At 47.1% G+C, this 18395-nt stretch carries 15 protein-coding genes and 1 pseudogene; 8 read left to right on the top strand and 8 right to left on the bottom strand.

Going from position 1 to position 18395, the window contains the following annotated elements; translation table 11 throughout:
- The 4 genes and pseudogenes from B147_RS32970 to B147_RS0117530 form a co-directional block, all read right to left on the bottom strand.
- Nucleotides 1-185: hypothetical protein (locus B147_RS32970; protein ID WP_245569041.1), on the bottom strand; the 185-nt coding region annotated here is incomplete at its 3' end.
- A 48-nt stretch (nt 186-233) separates the two neighbouring features.
- Nucleotides 234-353 (bottom strand): annotated as a pseudogene (locus B147_RS33555) (hypothetical protein); the annotation flags it as partial.
- 60 nt (nt 354-413) lie between these two features.
- On the bottom strand, nt 414-1280 hold the full coding sequence (locus B147_RS0117535; protein ID WP_020588507.1) for a class I SAM-dependent methyltransferase: 867 nt from the start codon (nt 1278-1280) through the stop codon (nt 414-416).
- Between the two features lie 76 nt (nt 1281-1356).
- On the bottom strand, nt 1357-1953 hold the full coding sequence (locus B147_RS0117530; RefSeq protein ID WP_020588506.1) for a TetR/AcrR family transcriptional regulator: 597 nt from the start codon (nt 1951-1953) through the stop codon (nt 1357-1359).
- A 258-nt stretch (nt 1954-2211) separates the two neighbouring features.
- Here B147_RS0117530 and B147_RS32510 point away from each other — a divergent pair, with 258 nt between their 5' ends.
- The 7 genes from B147_RS32510 (at nt 2212) to B147_RS0117500 (ending at nt 9532) form a co-directional block, all read left to right on the top strand.
- Nucleotides 2212-2904 (top strand): TolC family protein, encoded by a 693-nt coding sequence (locus B147_RS32510; protein WP_051085681.1) that lies wholly within the window; start codon nt 2212-2214, stop codon nt 2902-2904.
- An 8-nt stretch (nt 2905-2912) separates the two neighbouring features.
- Nucleotides 2913-3506, top strand: a complete 594-nt coding sequence (locus B147_RS32505) for a TolC family protein (protein ID WP_051085680.1) — start codon at nt 2913-2915, stop codon at nt 3504-3506.
- A 16-nt stretch (nt 3507-3522) separates the two neighbouring features.
- Complete coding sequence (locus B147_RS0117520; RefSeq protein ID WP_020588505.1) at nt 3523-4503, top strand: phosphate/phosphite/phosphonate ABC transporter substrate-binding protein; 981 nt, start codon at nt 3523-3525, stop codon at nt 4501-4503.
- A 107-nt stretch (nt 4504-4610) separates the two neighbouring features.
- Nucleotides 4611-4949, top strand: coding sequence for a hypothetical protein (locus tag B147_RS0117515; protein ID WP_157237935.1), 339 nt, complete (start codon nt 4611-4613; stop codon nt 4947-4949).
- Between the two features lie 6 nt (nt 4950-4955).
- Complete coding sequence (locus tag B147_RS0117510) at nt 4956-5423, top strand: PhnD/SsuA/transferrin family substrate-binding protein (RefSeq protein WP_020588503.1); 468 nt, start codon at nt 4956-4958, stop codon at nt 5421-5423.
- Between the two features lie 48 nt (nt 5424-5471).
- On the top strand, nt 5472-7658 hold the full coding sequence (locus tag B147_RS0117505; RefSeq protein WP_020588502.1) for a sensor histidine kinase: 2187 nt from the start codon (nt 5472-5474) through the stop codon (nt 7656-7658).
- A complete protein-coding gene (locus tag B147_RS0117500) occupies nt 7655-9532 on the top strand; it encodes a GGDEF/EAL domain-containing response regulator (protein WP_020588501.1) in 1878 nt (625 codons plus the stop codon). Before B147_RS0117505 ends, B147_RS0117500 begins: the two co-directional genes overlap by 4 nt.
- Nucleotides 9533-9595: 63 nt before the next feature.
- On the opposite strand, the gene B147_RS0117495 is transcribed toward B147_RS0117500, so the two are convergent.
- The 4 genes from B147_RS0117495 to B147_RS0117475 all read right to left on the bottom strand — a co-directional run bounded on the left by B147_RS0117495 (nt 9596) and on the right by B147_RS0117475 (nt 14569).
- A complete protein-coding gene (locus B147_RS0117495) occupies nt 9596-10837 on the bottom strand; it encodes a saccharopine dehydrogenase family protein (RefSeq protein WP_020588500.1) in 1242 nt (413 codons plus the stop codon).
- Nucleotides 10838-10910: 73 nt separating this feature from the next.
- A complete protein-coding gene (gene nspC, locus B147_RS0117490) occupies nt 10911-12038 on the bottom strand; it encodes a carboxynorspermidine decarboxylase (RefSeq protein ID WP_020588499.1) in 1128 nt (375 codons plus the stop codon).
- Nucleotides 12039-12245: 207 nt separating this feature from the next.
- Entirely contained in the window at nt 12246-12893 is a 648-nt protein-coding gene (locus B147_RS0117480; RefSeq protein ID WP_020588497.1) for a cytochrome b/b6 domain-containing protein, read from the bottom strand.
- A 17-nt stretch (nt 12894-12910) separates the two neighbouring features.
- The gene (locus B147_RS0117475; RefSeq protein WP_020588496.1) at nt 12911-14569 is read right to left on the bottom strand and encodes a tetrathionate reductase family octaheme c-type cytochrome; all 1659 of its coding nucleotides are present in this window, start codon (nt 14567-14569) and stop codon (nt 12911-12913) included.
- A 497-nt stretch (nt 14570-15066) separates the two neighbouring features.
- Between B147_RS0117475 and B147_RS0117470 the strand changes: the two genes are divergently transcribed.
- Complete coding sequence (locus tag B147_RS0117470) at nt 15067-18333, top strand: PAS domain S-box protein (protein WP_026259709.1); 3267 nt, start codon at nt 15067-15069, stop codon at nt 18331-18333.
- The last annotated feature ends 62 nt before the right edge of the window (nt 18334-18395 follow it).

Here is an 18395-nt window from a genome sequence, read left to right as displayed (position 1 = left end):
TTCGCCATGATTAAAAAATCTCTACGTAACGTGCTGAAATTATAGTAAGCTACTTTACGTAGGGCCATAAAAACTAAGGAATAATGGGCGTTTTGTCGTTTTTTTTCAAAAAGATGGGTTAACTTCTCTGAGCCCTCCGATGCACGTGCACCCACTATATTCAGTTCCTGAATTTTACGATCCAACTCAACCATTTCATGACTGTTCAAACTTATTTGGAGAGCTTTTACATTTTCCCGAAGATGATTGATGTTTTTTGCCCCTGGGATGGGTACGATCCAAGGTTCTTTGTGTAAAATCCATAGAATTGCTGAAAACGTTTTTCTTCGATACCTGCGGATTACAAAGCACATTCAGTAAAATTGGCATCAAGGACGATTCCAAATTCGATCAAATAGCGGAAACCCTCGTTGTCATGCAACCTGCCACAGCATAATACCTTGGCAAACGGTCTGCTTTTGATGAAAAATTCCATCAACGGCTCGGCGCGTGACATGGGCTTTCAACTTTTGGCGGATTTCCGGCGTGACCTTTGTCATGCCTTGGACAAAAAAAAGAATATTTTCCACAGCCTCATCAATGGTCTCTTCGCGGTCATGGGACCAGACACTGAAATCGATTTGGGGACGATATCCCTGGGAATAGACATAGGTAAAGGGGTATATGAAATCCCATGATGTGGATTCAAGCTTTTGGCCGGTGATATCCAGCCACAAATCGTTGTAGCAACCGCGCCAGCCACCGCCGGAAAAGGTGCTCAAGTAACAGAAATTTCGAGAGGCTTGCATAAGTTTTTCCAATGTCGCAGGATCGCAAACGCCAGGGTTCATAGAGGAAAATACCAAGTCGAATTGGCCTGCCAGCCCCTCTTTTTCCACATCTACATCCTGCCATGTCTTCTGATTGATACGGATTTGATCTGGGCCAATGCCCTTGGCCGCCATCTTCTCCCTGAGTATTTCGACCATGCCGGCGGAAGGTTCCAACGCTACTACATTTGCCCCCATTTTCGCAATGGGAATGGCCCAGTTGCCTGATCCGGCGCCGACATCCAGAACACAACTTCCGGGTTGAAGCGCACCGGCTTCCCTGAGCATGGATAAGATGCGTTCTTTTCGGGCAACCGCCTCGGGTGTGGCAGACCGTTTGTCAAACACCCGGGCACGTTTGTCCCACTTTTTAAAATGATCCGTCCCTTTTTTTTCTTCAGGATCATTCTTTAAAGCGTTGAGCCACAGATTTTTCCAGGCACTTTGGTTTGTTAACGGGAATACATTCATGTTGGGGCCTCCTTTATTGTTTTATGGGAATGGCTTTTTTACATCGGCCGAATTTTATGTTTGATGTCATTCTTTTTTATAAATCCAACAATTTTAGAACTGCCTTAACCGCTTTGGTCGAGTGCTGACGAATTCTTTCCGGGGAAGGCGGCGCATTCAACCCGGTGAGTACGGTCATGCGCATGGATAGAAGAATGCCGAGAAAGGCGTCGATCTCGAACTTGGCGTCATCAATCTTGAATCGATCCTTGAAAAACCGGGCAAGGCGGGTTTTGGTTCGGCTGGGCCCAACGGCATAAAAGGCGCGTGTTATCTCCGGGACCATGGGGCCTTCGGACACCAGCAGGCGGATATTGGCCAGATGCGCTTTGGACAAATGCCTTTTAATGAATCCGATTGCAAAGGTTTCCAGGGCCTTTGTCGCGTCTTCCAGGTCCAGTGCTTCCAAAAAGTCATTGTTCGCCTCCGCCTCCAGGCGCTGTGCTTCCAGAGTCGATTTAAAAAGTACTTCTTTGGATTCGAAATATCTGTACACCGTTTGTTTGGTAACACCGGCCTGGTCGGCGATTTTATCCATGCTGGTGCCAATGAAGCCGTTTGATTGAAATAATTTGCGGGCAGCTTTCTGTATGCTGTCTATCTTTTGTTTTTTGTTTTGCTCTATTTTTTTCATGTGCGGTTTGGCCTTTTATTAAATAATAGTATGATTTTTTTTGTTGGTAGGTCTTAGCAAGACCGATATAGTGAGAATAACATACTATATAGTATGATTTTAATCAAGAAAATAAGAAAAACAATGTAAAAAAAACGGACGGGCCGTTGTTTTTTTTTCCGGCATCATGCGGTTATTTAGTTTTTGATAATAAAAGTGAACAGGGCATGGGAGTTGCTGATATCCGGTTTAGGCATTTACTGATAAACAGGAGGGGCCATGGGATATCAGGGAACAAATATAGTGGAGAGAATCCGGCCGCTCACGGGCAAAGACATCCGGAGACCGCCCCGAATTTTTAAAGATACCTCAGAGTTCATGTCCATTATTCCCGGTCCTTCTCTTCACAAGTATTTTCGTGATCTTGACATGTCCCATGGGTTTTCGCGGCTGGACGAGGCGCTTAATTTCGACTATCCGGCAACGACCATGACCCTGCCAACGATAATGGGGGATATGACCATCACCTCCCCGGAGCAGGAGATCGACGTATTAGTTGAAAAAAGCTATACCGCCACCATTGAAGGGACCTGGCTTTTATATGACGGGGGAATGCGAAAAGGGTATAGAGAGCAGACCCAGGGGCTTGTGGATATGATGAAACAGGAAGTCCGGCGTACGGATCTTGAAATTATTGACGACGTCAAGCGGTTTTACTGGGGGGCGGTGCTGGCCAAAAAGCTTCACCAGGTCGGCCTTGACACCTTGTCCCGGATGAACGCCACCTTGAACCTGACCGAAACCATGTATAAAGAGGGGGCAGGCACGGTGAAAAAGACAGACTGGCTCAATAATAAGGTCATGGTGGATACCTTAAGACCCATGGTCGCCTTGCTTGAAAAAAATAAGCTGATGTCCCGGGCAGCCCTGGCCAATACAATGAAGATACAAAAATCCCCCTTTCGTCGTTAAACATTGATATGGGCGAAATGGTGGAAAAGGCCTTTGCGTTTAATCCGGATTGGGCCAAGGTGGAAGCCGGGCTAAAGGCGGCGGAGGGCGGACTGAAAACCGCCAAAAGCGGTTATTTCCCCAAGCTTGCCCTGACCGGCGATCTTCATAAGTGGTGGCCGGACAGTGACGGCGGCCTTGCCACCCCTGAAAACGAACAAGGATGGACCTTTGGAATCGGCGTTGAAGTTCCCATTTTTAACGGTATGCTTACAAAAAATAAGATTGCTGCCGCCCGGGCTGCCATTTCCAAGATTAAAGAGGAACAACTCTTGCTCAAGGAGGGCATAGGGCTTCAGGTGCGGGATATTATCCTCTCCCTTGGCGCAGCCCAAAAATCCTGTGACGCGTCGGGAAGTGCCCTGACCGCTGCCACGGAAAACCGGGGACTTAACGTGCGGGCATACCAGAACGAGCTGGTGGAAACCGATGATGTTATCCAGGCCCAGTTAATGGAGGCCATGATGTCAGCCCAACATTACAAAGCCAGATATGAACATGTGGCCCTGCTCTCCCGCCTGGATTTGATCGTGGGCACTGAGGTGTTAAAACAGATTCAGTAATCCGGTAAGAACAGAGATGAAAAGAAACCATCCAACAAAGCCTTTGCCGTTTCGGGCGTGGATCAAGGTGCTGTTGGCCGCTGCAGTCTGCCTGCAGGCCGGTCTGGTCTGGTCGGAAGAGATCGTCCATGTCGGGTTTTCCAGATCAATTGTAGGTGAGGTTAACGAGAATGATACCATGGCCGCAATAAAGCTCTGGTCAACGAAACTGGTAGTTACGGATAGTTTTCCTGTTAACGTTCAGCCGAAAATTTACGAGGGTGTCAGGGAGATCGAAATCGCGCTTAAGAACGGTATGATTGATCTTATCAATTTAAGCGCAGTTGAATTTTTTGATTTGCAGCATCTGATTGACCGGGAACCTTTTGTTGTCGCCGTCTATGGCGGCTCCATAACCATAGAATACCTGCTGCTTGCCCGGAAAGAAAGCCGCTTTGCAGATATTAAAGATCTTAAAGGGGGCTTTCTAAAGTTTTCAAAAAATGCGAAAACTGTCCTTTCGACCATCTGGCTGGATGTTAAACTGGCAGAAGCAGGGCTACCGTCAGCAGAACACTTTTTTGACAAGATGGTTTCGGCCAATAAAAGCAGTGCTGCGCTTCTCCCTGTTTTTTTCGGCAAGGCCGATGCCTGTCTGGTGACCCGGAGAGGGTTTGACACCATGGCGGAACTTAATCCCCAGATTTTACATCAGCTTAAAATTTTGGCCGCTTCCAAGGCATATGTGCCCGGTTTTCTAGGATTTCGAAAGAATTATCAATCCAGAATTAAGACTATCATGCTGAACAATATTGAAAACTGGGACCAAACACCTGCCGGCGGCCAGATTCTTACCATTTTTCAAATGGACGATCTTACGTTCCAGCCCTTTGAAAGCCTTGTGCCCACAATGGAACTGATCAAAAAACACCGGCGCCTGTTTGGTGCTGATACCAAAGCATCCCGGCTGGAATCCGGGACGTGGCAAAATAAGTATAGATTAGTGGGTTTAAAGTGAAGACTTGTTTAATTATGCTGATTCCCGTCAGCGTATGTGCACAAAATTCAGCGGCTGAAAGGGGAAGAGGTAATGAAATGGTTCGGTTCGGATTTATTCGGACGGTTATGGGAGAGATCAATGAAAATGATGTCAAAGCTGCCCTCCGCGCCTGGACCAAGAGCCTGACTGAAGAACTTGGCATTCCAGCAGAGCCCACTGTCTTAATCTATTCGGCTCTATCAAAGATAAAAACGGATTTGGGGGAAAAGCGGGTGGATGTGGTTTACATCACCACCCCGCAGCTGTTTTCAATACAGCCTCTTGTGAGTGAAGATGCTTTGCTTGCCGTCAAACAGTCGGGTAGTATAGCAGAAGAGTATTTACTTCTCGTCCACCAAAACAGCCCGGCTAATGAAGTCTGGGCTCTGAAAAAAAAAGATTTGAGGGTATTGGACAATGCGTGAACTTCCTTGAGCCTGAACTGGCTGGCTGTCCTTTTATCGGAAAAGGGGCTGGACAGGCCCGGGGTGCATTTTAAAAATTATAAAATGGTAAAAAAGATAAACAATGCGGTGCTTCCGGTATTTTTCAAACAGGCAGACACCTGTCTGGTCCACCGGAAAGGATTTGATATCATGGCGGAGCTTAATCCCCAGATTGCCCGGCAGATGAGAATTGTCGCCACATCTCCACCCTATATCCCGGTCATACTTTGTTTTCGAAAAACATATCAATCTCCGGTTAAGCAGTTGCTGCTGAGAGATCTTCAAAAAATAGTTGAATCGTTATCCGGAGCCCAACTGCTCACCATATTCCAGATAGACGGGATGCAACAGATATCCAAAGAGGAACTTGCCGACTCCATCTCTTTATTGGAAAAGGATCATATCCTTTCGGGGCTGCCAGAATCCGGGAAAGCCAAAGGAGCAGACAATTGACCGAAATTAAAAAAACAGCGTTTCCAAAAAAAGAAAAGGAGCGGGCTTATGACCATTTTTAAGCGTACCGCGCTCCTTGGATGGGCTATGGCCATCATCCCCCTGTTGGTTTTCATGATGATTACCATTCCCAGGCAAAAGGAGATCTTCGTTGACGCCCTGGCTTCCAAAGCCAAAGGTCTGGCCGCTTCCCTGCATGATGTTTCTGCAAGTGCGGCAGTCAACGAGGATTATTCCAGTGTTGTCAGTTCCGCCCAGATCCTGATGAAAGGGGATCCTGATATTGAGTTTTTAATCATCATGAAAAATGACGGTTTTGCCTTGGTTATTGAGCAAAAAAAATGGCAGGTGTCCCAGTTAACCGATTCCCATTTTGTCAGACCGTTACGTGAGACTTCATGGCAGGTTGAGCTAAGTCCCCTGTTTCAAAGGCGTCTTTTCCATTTTGCCCAGCCATTTGATTATTCAGGGATTCAGTGGGGCTGGATTCACGTGGGCCTTTCCCTCAAAGAGTATGATAATAGTGTTGCAAGTTTGTACAAAAGCACTGCTGTTCTTGCACTGATTTGTATCCTCATCAGCCTTTTTGGCTCTATTGTCTATGCACGGCAGATCGTTCGGCCCATCCTGACGCTTCAGTCACTGGTTCGACAGATTGCCGGAGGGGACCTGTCTGTCAGGGTGGATACGAGTAGGACTGATGAACTCGGGGCACTGGCTGTTTCTGTAAACACCATGGCCGATACCCTGATGAAAAGGAATAAGATTTTAGAAAGTGTCCGGTTTGCTGCTTCTCATTTTTTACAGGATCAAGCTTGGCAAGACAGTGTCGTCAAGGTACTTGAGGACATTGGAGAAGCTGCCGATATCAGCAGGGCTGTATTTCATGCAGTTGTAAAGGAAGACTCCGGCATTTTGTGTTCAAAAAAATGCTTTGAGTGGACTGCCCCCGGCATATTGCCGGAGCTGGAAGGTCCGGAATATAAGATGATCTGTTTTGAAAAATGGGGGGTGGCGAACTGGGTAGAGATACTTGCGGCAGGTCAGGCTCTGTCTCTTTCTTTGCAGGAGTGCAGTGATGCAGAGCAGATTCTTTTAGCGTATTCGCAAATTAAGTCTCTGATCCTTATTCCTGTATTTGTGGAGGGGCAATGGTGGGGACTTTTTGCCCTTGAGGATTGTGATAATATGCGCGAATGGACAGCGGCTGAGACCAGTTGTTTTAGGGCCTTGGCAGACATGCTTGGGGCGACCGTTGCCAGGCAGGGGTTTCAAAAAGATTTGATCAAAGCCAGGGACACCCTTGAACTGCAGGTAAAGCAGCGGACCTGGGAGCTTGAGGATCAGGTCCAGGCCAAGGAAAAAGCCTTGTCCGACCTCTCCGTTGCCCAGACGTCACTGGTGGAGGTCTCCAGGGCCGCAGGTATGGCAGAAGTCGCAACGGGTGTACTTCACAATGTCGGTAATGTGCTCAACAGCGTTAACGTCTCCGCCACCTTGATCCTGGATACCCTTCGTGGATCCAGGGCCGGAAATCTGTTAAAGATTGCCAAGATGATGGACCTTTCCCCGGAGGATTTGGCACAATTTATGGCCCGTGATCCAAAAGGTCAACAGATCCCCAAATATCTCACATCCCTTGGCAACGCCCTTGCAGATGAGCATGGCCGGCTGTTTTCCGAACCAGAAGCATTGGCCGGCCGCATTGAGCACATCAAGGAGATTGTTGCCATGCAGCAAAATTACGGGCGGGTCTCGGGGATCAGCGAAACCATTGCCGCTGAAAAATTGATGGAAGATGCTTTGATGCTCAATCAAGGCGCTCTGGTCCGTCATCAAATCAACGTTGAAAAAGTGTATGAAGATATGCCTGCTGTGGTGGTGGACAAGCATAAAGTTTTGCAGATTCTGTTAAATTTTATAAATAATGCAAAATACGCCTGCACAGACAGCGGCAAAGAGGAAAAAATCATCACCCTGGGAATATACAAGGGGCAAAATAATACGGTCTGCATGTCCGTGACGGATAACGGGATTGGCATAAAACCTGAAAATTTGACCCGTATTTTTCAGCATGGCTTTACAACCCGGAAAACCGGGCACGGATTTGGCCTGCATTCCGGTGCCCTTGCCGCAAAGCAGCTGGGCGGCAGCCTGACAGCCGAAAGTGCCGGGCCCGGTTGTGGTGCGGTTTTTACTTTGATGCTTCCCTTATCCATACAGGAGACATCATGAACATCCAGGAAAAAAAATCCAGTTATCGTATTATTGTAATTGACGATAATGCTGCCATCCACGAGGATTTTAGAAAGATTCTCGGCAAGGCGTCAGAAACAAACAGCGAACTGGAAGATATGGAATCCTTGCTGTTTGATGATCAGACCACTGACAAAACCCCGGATAATCATGTTAAATTTGAGATTGAATATGCCTTCCAGGGCCAGGAGGGGTTTGATATGGTGCATAAGGCTAATGAGGCGGGAAATCCTTTTTCTCTGGCTTTTGTTGACGGACGCATGCCTCCGGGTTGGGACGGTATTGAGACAATAAGTCATCTGTGGGAGGCCGCCCCTGAATTGCAGGTGGTCCTTTGCACGGCTTACGCTGACTATTCCTGGCCGGAGATTCAAAAAGTCCTGGGAGAGAGCGATAGTCTTTTAATTCTTAAAAAACCCTTTGACAACGTGGAAGTGCTCCAGATGGCCCATGCCCTGACACGGAAATGGGAGTTAAACAGAGAAATAAAGGGGCGGCTGAATAAACTGGCCTTTTATGACAACCTGACAGGGTTGCCCAACCGGGCCCTTTTTCTGGACAGGCTCAATGGGTTAATCAATCAACACCTGAGGGATCAGCAAAGGGGGGCGCTGCTTTTTATTGATCTGGACGATTTTAAACGAATTAATGACACCCTGGGCCACAGCGTTGGGGATGAACTGCTCCAAATCATGGCAGCCCGTCTTGTCAAAAGCCTGCGTTTATCTGATACGGTTTCCCGGTCAGTCAAGGAGCGGACTGCGGCACGGCTGGGTGGGGATGAATTTACGGTGCTGCTGCCTGAAATAGATGATCTGGATAAGGCAGCTGTTGTTTCCCAGCGTATTGTTGAAAATGTGTCAAAACCGGTTTCCATCGGGAAAAATGAATTTATGGTAACCCCGAGCATCGGCATTGCTATTTTTCCTGATGACGGTGACACTGTGGAAACTTTATTGAAAAATGCGGATTTGGCCATGTATTTTGCCAAGAGGAGTAATGGTCAGGGTAATTTTAAATATTATCAAGAATCCATGAATGATACGGCCTTAAAACGGCTGACCATAGAAAGTCAATTGCGCCAGGCGATTGACAGGGATGAGATGCATCTGTTTTATCAGCCCCAGGTGGATCTTCCTTCCGGTGAGTTGATCGGTATGGAGGCCCTGCTGCGCTGGGATAACCATGTGCTTGGCAGCGTTTCGCCTGTAGAGTTTATTCCCATTGCCGAAGCGTGTGGGCTGATTATCCCCATAGGGGAGTGGGTTATGCGGACCGCATGTACACAGATGAACAAATGGATGAAAAATGGACTGTCCGTAAAACGGGTTGCCGTTAATGTGTCGGTTAAGCAGTTTACCCATCCTGACTTTTTGTCTGTGGTTGAGACTATTCTTGAAGAGACCGGCATGGCGGCTAAGCATCTTGAGATTGAAATCACTGAGAGTCATTTTGCCGGGGATATGGATAAAGTTTCCTATATCCTTAATGCGCTGCGTGATAAAGGTATCGGTGTGTCCGTGGATGATTTTGGTACCGGATACTCCAGCCTCAGCCGCCTGAAAGATCTGCCCATAGATTGTCTTAAAATTGACAGATCTTTTGTCCTGGGCGTAGATTCCAGAAAAAATGATCAATCCATTATCGCAGCCATTATGTCAATGGCCAAGGGTATGGATATCAGGGTTGTTGCCGAAGGTATCGACAATGACCGGCAACTTGATTTTTTGATGAAGAAAGAGTGTGTGGAGGCCCAGGGTTTCCTGTTCAGCCGGCCTTTGCCTGCTAAAGCAATAGAGGCTATTTTGAAAAAAGGGGGCCGGAAAATAATATTTCCACGGAAAGACGATTGATACACTAACGTTTTGTTGTGGGCCGATATGAATTAACAATCCAGACGGCCCGTGCCCTTTTTTCTACAAGGCCAGCGGCCTGTCTTCCCCGTCTTTGATCATCCTGGTCGGCAGACCGATCTGATTGAGTATTTTTAAAAACGGTGCGGGGTCCAGTTCCTCAACATTTTTCATTTCCTTGCAGTCCCAAGCGCCTTGGGCAATCAGCATGGCTGCAGCTGTTGGAGGAACTCCGGCGGTATAGGCAATTGCCTGGCTTTCAACTTCTTTATAACAGGCTTCATGGTCACAGATGTTGTAAAGGAATACTTCTTTTTTTTCGTCATGGATATTTCCCTTTACCAGATCCCCAATGCAGGTTTTTCCGGTATATTGCGGGGCAAGTGACACCGGGTCCGGCAGGCATGCCTTGACCACTTTCAACGGAATCACCTCCAATCCTTCGGCCGTGGTGACCGGTTGCTCTGAAAGCAGGCCGATGTTTTTGAGCACGGTAAACACATTAATATAGTGGTCACCAAATCCCATCCAGAACCGGATGGAATCCGCATCAATATTTTTCGACAGGGAATGAAGCTCATCGTGCCCGTTAAGATATATGGGCATCTTTCCCACCACCGGGAAATCGTAAACCTGTTTTACCTCAAACATCTCTTTTTTCACCCATTGGCGGTCAATATAGGTCCATGCCCCGCCGGTAAACTCACGGAAGTTGATTTCAGGATCAAAATTGGTGGCAAAGTATTTCCCGTGATTTCCGGCATTCACATCCATGATGTCAATGGTATCAATGGCATCGAAAAGATACCTGTCGGCATAGGCGGCATAGGCATTCACAACACCCGGATCAAAGCCTGCACCGAGAATGGCCGTAATTCCTTTTTCACGGCACTCGTCAAGACGTTTCCATTCGTAATTGGCGTACCAGGGTGGTGTTTCACAAATTTTATCCGGCTCTTCATGAATGGCTGTATCCATGTAGGCCACACCTGTATTGATACAGGCCCTAAGAACACTCATATTTATAAATGCCGTGCCCACGTTGATGACAATCGAGGTGCCGGTTTCTTTGATCAATTTTTCGGTGGCAGGAACATCCATGGCGTTTATTTGGTAGGCGGTTATGGAATATTCATCACTTTTTTTGCTGTTTTTGCGCTTAATACTGTCGATGATTTTTTCACATTTTGACAGCGTTCTTGAGGCAATGACAATATTGCCGAGAACCTCGTTATTTTGTGCGCATTTATGGGCCGCGACATTGGCCACGCCCCCGGCACCGATAATCATCACGTTTTTTTTCATTATTATTTCCTTTCTTTAACCAAGCGGGTGTTTTTCACCCCCACCTAAATAAAACGTATGCCATAAAGCACTGTTAAATCCTTAATTCAGTTGTTGATAGGCTTTTTTTATAATCCGTATACGAAGATTTCTGTAATAGGTCAATTTGCCCGTTGGTACGCCTGATAGCCACCGACGGCATTTTTAAACCGTTAAACCAGTTTTTCTTCACCATGGTGTACCCGGCAGCATCTTTAATCATGATGGTATCACCGATCTGAAGTTCATTTTGAAAACCACCCTCTCCGAAAATATCGGCGGCAAGACAGGATCTGCCTGCAATCTGATATAAAAATTCCCCCTGGGCAATCGTTTTTTCAAACGTAGCGGATTCTCTGTATATAAGCAGATCCAGCATATGCGCTTCAATGGAGGCATCCACAATGGCAATTTTTTTGTTGTTTTCAACGATATCCAGCACAGTTGTTACAAGATGGGTAGTATGGGCCACGGTTGCTTCCCCCGGTTCCAGATAGACCTGCAGGCCGAATTTTTGTGAAAAGTTTTTTATGATTTGAGCAAAGCGTTGGCTGTTAAAATGGTCTTCGGTATAGGAGATGCCTCCTCCCAGACTTATCCAGTCCAACTGTTTTAAAAAAGTTTCGTATTTAAGGCTGATGACGGCCAGCATCTGTTCAAACGCCGCCACATCTTCATTTTCACAGTTAAAGTGAACCATGGCCCCGGAAACCATGGGCATGGCCGCTTCAATGTCCGTTATGCAGGTGACACCAAGCCGGGAAAAGGTGCGGGCAGGATCTGCCAGGTCAAAATGGCTGTAGCTCACACCGGGGTTGATTCTGATGCCGCAGGTAACGTTGGTGCATTCAAGGTAAAATTGTTCAAGCTGTGACAGGGAGTTAAAGATGATTTTATCTGAAAATACCGAGATTTTTTTTATATCTTCACTGCTGTAGGCAACACTGTAAGCATGGGTCTCCTTGCCAAATGTTTCATATCCGAGTCTGGCTTCATAGTATGAAGAGCTGGTGGTGCCGTCCATGTATGGCTTCATCAGATCGAAAATGCCCCATGCGGCAAAACACTTCAGGGCCAAAAGCAGTTTGGCACCACTTTGCTTTTTGATGGCTGCCAGTTTCTCCATATTTTTATGGAGCTTGGTTTCATCAATAAGGTAGCAGGGCGTTGGAAGTTTTTTCACTGCACCAATCCTTTACAATAACAAGTAAATATCCGTAAAAAAACACAGCATTTTTGGTGCTGCAAAAAAAAGAGAGATGAATATACATGTTTCCTTTCCATTTTTACATTTATTTTTTGCAGTGGCGTAAAAAAATGGAAAGACGGCCATCTCCCGGAAAAGATGATGGCCGTCTTGGGCAGATCGATTATCAAAGAGGCTCTTAGGTCAGGATCGGCGCTTGTCGGCCACCTCCCATTCATGGATCGTGGTGGTTTCGTTAATCTCTTCCCATCCTGTGATCATTCCTGCAATATGGCTGAACATGGAGTGACCTGTTGTGGTCATGTAAACATGCACCACCAGAAACGAGAGCAGGAAGAATGCCACCAGGGTGTGCAGCAGTGCCACCGGTGCCAGGGACCAGGCCACGCCCCCCCAAAGGTTCCAGGTGTAATAGAACATGCCCGAAACCATCTGGACCGGCAGCATCAACGCGGACAGTGCCAGATAGGTCAAGCGCTGCAAGGGATTGTGCTTGGCACCGGGCGATTTTTCAACCGGATGGGGTTTGCCCTGGAAAATTCCGGATGCATAGTATCGCGCTACATCAATGAGTTTTTTGGTTGTGGGGATGTATTGACGCCACTCGCCTGTGGTGAACAGCCAGAATACAAAAAAGGCAAAAAGTATCAGCCATGAAATACCCACAAAGTTATGGGCTTTTACTGCGGTTTCATATCCCATCAGGGTGTAAGTGCCGTGGATTTCAAAGCCTGTGATCATAAGAAATATGATGATTGCGGCCTGCAGCCAGTGCCAGAATCTTTCATAACGGGTATACAGGTATATTTTAATTCTTTTGGTTTGATTCATGGTATTGTGTCCCTTTTTTAATGTTTTCCGTTTCTCGTAAAAAAACGTCCCAGGCCATGGAGGGAGATACCTGCTAATGATCCGATCACAAGTATCCACCCTGCCCAGTCCACCATGGCAAAGTGATCCCGCCCGGGCATGTAAAAGCCGGTCAGGGCCGCCAGCCGTCCGGTCTCTTTAATATGGCATTCGGTGCATGAAAGGACATTATCCCTGGGGGCGACCATATGAGTGATGGGAAACACATAGGAGGTATCAACAAAATCATACTCCCCTGAATAGGGCAGGTTTAAATAGTTTTGGCCGTACCGGATCGCGGTATTCCAGTCAAATCCTTTCCAGTATGCAGCCTTATCTGTTTTATCCTTGGGGAACAGGTGAGGGGCCACAAGTTTTTTATTGATTTTATCATAGGGGATTTTACCCCGGTGGACCTTGAACGGAAAGATGCGTGACTTTTCATCGGTCATGTCTCCGGCCGGCTTGCTGACCGCCACTTCGCCGGATGGGTCAATGGTATCCTTCAATGTGAGATGGTCAATGGAGCCGTTGTACCAGAAGTATTCGGGCGCCACATTTTTTTCCCACCTGAATATGCCTTTTTTGGTGTTATAGGCAGGTTTCCCCAGTTCATCCTTCTGGGTATAGGGCTTTGCGTCCTTCATTTTTCCTGCCGCGGACCAGTCCCAGTACATTTTGGTAGGGTTGATACGGGCAAATTTAGGAATATGGCAACTCTGGCATGCCACCCGGTCAGTGTGGTCATTGGCCTTGGCATTGTGCTGGTGGGGTTCCCTGCCGTGGCATGAGACACAGGTGATTTTCGATGTGAGATCATCCTCGATTAACGATTTTTTATTTTCCGCCGCCGGCCGGGTGTAGATCCGTCCGGCAATATGATGCTCTAATGTGGAGTGGCACCGGGTGCAGTTAAAATTCTGGCCGTCAATACCCATATGAACATCCAAATGTTTGTCGGGTTTGATCAGGGATGAGTCCAGATCACCATGCTTAACGCCGTCACCGCCACCGCCGTAGAAATGGCAGACCCCGCAGTTTTTACGCCCGGGCAAGCCAACACTTTGGGCCACATTGTTCCACTCCGGCGGATTGTATGTTTTTTTGTTTTCTTTAAATACTGTGGGTTCCTTGGCCGGATGGCCTGCACCGGTTGGAAATTTTTTGTAGGTGCCGGTGCTTTCGTGGCAGACAAGGCAGTCCACCCTGGTTTGATCGGTAAAATCAAAGTCTTTGTCTTTCCAGCCATATCCTGCATGGCATGATGTGCAACGTGCCTCATTGCTGCTTGCAATAATGCAAAAGTTGTTAACTGAATACCCGCCTTTTCCCAACGGGGTGGCGGGGTCTTTGCCCAGGGCTTTCCAAGTCCAGTGAATGGTTTTATGAAATTGCAGGGCTGCCTCATTATGGCAGTCCAGACAGGCCTCTGTGACTTCCGGGCCTGAGGTGAACTCCTGCTGCAAGAGGTCGAATTTTGAATGGTCCGCAGTAATCCACCTTTTTTTCTCTTTTACCGCCTGTTTCGCAAGGACCCTACCAGGGGCCAGTTCCTCCTGGCTGTCATTTGTGGATGCCGTGCAGGGTACAAGGCTGATCGTCAGGATGAACAACGTGATTAGCAGGGAAACTAAAAGATTTCGTTTTTGTTTTATCATTTAAGATCAACGCCTCCTTTTGATTTGGGGTGAGCCCGGATTTGATTTTTGACGTCCGCGCCCCGGTCCTTGACTTAAAGGTGTCCTATTAACGCAGAAAAAATGAAACCTTCTTTTTGTTTGCCTTTTGATCGGACTTTTTCGTTGCGACCCAAGGCAGCAGGAACAATATGATTACTGATAATATTATCAAAAAACCCCCCAATACACCAGACGCATCATAGTTATGAAAACAACGGCACACTTTTTTAAATTGTTTTTCTTGACGCAGTTTGCCTCAAATTGATAGGAAAATAGAACATATAACAGTATCTCGCTGCAAGATCTTAAGAAATATCATTTTTTATTGCATTTTTCATGACATCCTTTGTTTTGACGGTGGATCAGGTATTGCGGTTTCTGTTGACAATTCCCAGAGATCTGTCCTAAAGCAGGGTTGATTCAGTTAAGGATAAAAGCGACATGATGCACAACAAAAAAAATACGTTGGGAAAAAAATGAAAATATCGATACGGTGGGCAATGGTTCTTGGTTGCCTTGGTCTCATCTGGGGGATGCAGATCCTGATCACATCATCTTCCTATGTTTCATCCCAGCGGATGCTGGCCGGACATGCCTGTGACGTGATGCAGAACATTGCGGACCTGACCATGACCCAATCCAGAAACCATCTCCAGCTGGCCCAACGGGCGGCCCTTTTAACCAAACGTCTGCTGGCTTCAGAGGTGGTGGGAAGTCGCAATCAGCAATATGATGTGCTTGAACGTTATTTTCTGGATCAATTATCCTTGTATTCCCATTTTGCCGGTATTTATATCGGTATGCCCAATGGTGACTTTTTTTATGTCAACCGCAGTAATGCACAGACCCCCGGCGGATTTCGGACCAAGGTAATTAATCATATCAATGGCGTGAAAAAAACCCGGATGATCTGGCGGAATTCGGACGGCAGCATGGTTAAAACATCCGAAGATCCCAATGATACCTATGATCCCCGGCAGCGTCCATGGTATAAAAAATCCCTTGCCGAACAGGCGATTATCTGGACAGACCCCTACATCTTTTTTTCATCACAGAAACCCGGAATCACAGTGGCAGGTCCAAGCTTTGCAGCAAACGGCCAATTACAGAGTATTGTGGGTGTGGATATTGAGATTGATGACTTGTCCACTTTTATCAGCCGGTTACGAATCGGCAAGCGTGGCCGTGCATTTATGCTTAACAACAACGGAGATGTGGTGGCATTTCCCGACATCTCGAAAATTAAACAGGTCGAAGGAACCCAGGCCAACCATTTCAGAATGGTTAAAATTGGTGAGTTGGACGATGACCTGAGCCGTTCTGCCTTTAATGCCATTCAGTGGCAGAGAACAGAAACCGGGTTGCTGAAGCTCGACCACTCCCAGTTTGCCAAATTTACCCATAACGGAGATATATACAATACCATGTTCACCCAGTTTTCAGACTCACACTGGCCCTGGATGATCGGTGTGTATATACCCGAAAATGACTATCTGGGTGCACTCAAGGATAATCGATCCTTTAATATCGGAATTACCCTGGCATTTTCGGTAATTGCCACCCTAGTGGGATTACAGTTGTTTCGCAGTATCACACGGCCTTTGATGGGGCTGGAAAAAGAGGCCCTTGCCATCAAGCAGGATGATTTGACCGCCAGTTTCAACACCCGTTCCATATTTAAAGAGATAGACGAAACCGCTACGGCCTTTTCACAGATGAAGGAGTCGCTGCAAACCAGTGAAAAAAAATATCGCCTGATCTTTGAAAACATTCAGGACATCTATTTTGAATGCAACATTGAAGGCAAAATTTTAGAAATAAGCCCCTCTGTGGAAAGGTTGATGCAGCGGGATCGCATGGAGCTTATCGGCATCAATCTCAAGCAGTTCTATAAAAGTGACGATGATTACCAGCGCTTTCTATCCAAACTATTTGATGACGGCTCTTTGACTGATTGGGAAGTTACGCTGGAAAACGAACACGGTGAAATTGCCTATGGCTCGGTTTCGGCCACCTTAAAACGCAATGAGGCTGAAGATGCGCAAACAGTTATCGGTTCGCTACGTATTATTACCGATAGAAAAAAAGCCGAACTCAGACTGCGCCGGTACCAGGATCAGCTGGAGGATCTTGTGAAAGAACGCACACGGGATCTGCAAAAGAGTAACGAACAATTGCGCAATGAAATTGAAACACGCAAAGAGAAAGAAGAGGCCCTTAGACGCAGTGAAGAAAAATACCGGTCCATCATAGAGAATACCAACAACGGCTATTACGAAGTGGATCTCAACGGTCACTTGACCTTTTTCAACGATTCTCTGGCCGTGATTCTGGGATATCCGGTTCAAGAGCTTCAAGGGATGGATTATTCCATTTTGCTAAATGCAGAGGCGTCGCGGCAAGTACCTGAAAAGCTTTCTGATACGTATCGATCCGGAGTGAACGGCAATTTGTCCCGTCTGACAATTACCCGTAAGGACGGTGACCAGCGGACCGTAGACGTCTCAACCGCCCCCATTCTTGATAACAACGGTGAAAAGATCGGTTATCGCGGCGTTGTCCTGGATATCAGCGAAAGGCTCAATGCCGAAGCGGAGAAGAAAAAGTTTCAAGAACGACTGCACCAGATCCAGCGGCTGGAGGGCATTGGAACCCTGGCCGGCGGCGTGGCCCACGACTTCAACAATTTGCTGATGGGTATTCAGGGCAATATTTCGTTGATGATGCTCAGGACTCAGCCTTCAGAGTACCATTACAAAAAATTGAAAAGCATTGAGTCCTGCGTCAGCTCCGGAACCAAGCTAACCCAGCAACTGCTCGGATTTGCACGGGGCGGCAAGTACCTGGCCAAGCCTTTGGATTTTAATCAGATTGTCGTGGATACCGCCCGCATGTTCGGCCGCACACGCAAAGAGATTCAGATGGAAGAGAATATAGAGTATGGTTTGTGGGCGGTCATAGCTGATAAAAACCAGATTGAACAGGTTCTGCTCAACATTTACATTAATGCATGGCAGGCCATGCCCGAAGGGGGAACGGTCGTCATTGAAGCCAAAAACATGGTTCTGGATGCCGCCTTTTCCAAGGCCTTTGACATTCAGCCGGGACGATATGTCTGCGTTTCAATCTCGGATACCGGCATTGGTATTGATCCTAAAATCCAGGCACGGATATTCGAACCGTTTTTCACCACCAAAGGAATGGGCCGCGGCACCGGACTGGGCCTTGCGTCCGCCTATGGTATTATCAAGAATCATGGTGGCGCCATTGATTTTGTCAGCCAACCGTGCAAAGGAACCACCTTTTATATTTATCTGCCCGCCTCGGATGGCGATATCGAACCTGAGCCCGCATTGTGCGAAATAATTTCAAAGGGCACTGAGACCCTGCTGCTTATTGATGATGAAGAGGTCATCCTGCAGGTGGGGCAACCCATGCTTGAATCAATGGGATACAAAGTGATGTCTGCAACCGACGGTAAAACGGCGGTGGAAATTTTTCGTGAGTTCTCCGGGGAGATTGACCTGGTGATACTGGATGTGATCATGCCGGGTATGAGCGGCGGTGCGATTTTTGATGCGTTAAAAGAGATCAATCCCAAGGTCCAGGTACTGCTTGCCAGTGGCTACAGCCTCAGCGGACAGGCCAAAGAGATTTTGTCACGGGGATGCGTCGGCTTCATCCAGAAACCGTTTTCCCTGGAACAGCTTAGTGTAAAATTGCGCGGCATTTTTGACAATTAAGGAACGGGGTTTAAATCACTGACCCATTTTGTTTTTTTATAAGGAACTCTCTGTAACCCACA

The organism is Desulfobacter curvatus DSM 3379 (assembly GCF_000373985.1).
GTDB lineage: Bacteria > Desulfobacterota > Desulfobacteria > Desulfobacterales > Desulfobacteraceae > Desulfobacter > Desulfobacter curvatus.
Note: the sequence above shows the minus strand (reverse complement) of the source record. Positions and strands in the feature narration are given on the sequence as shown.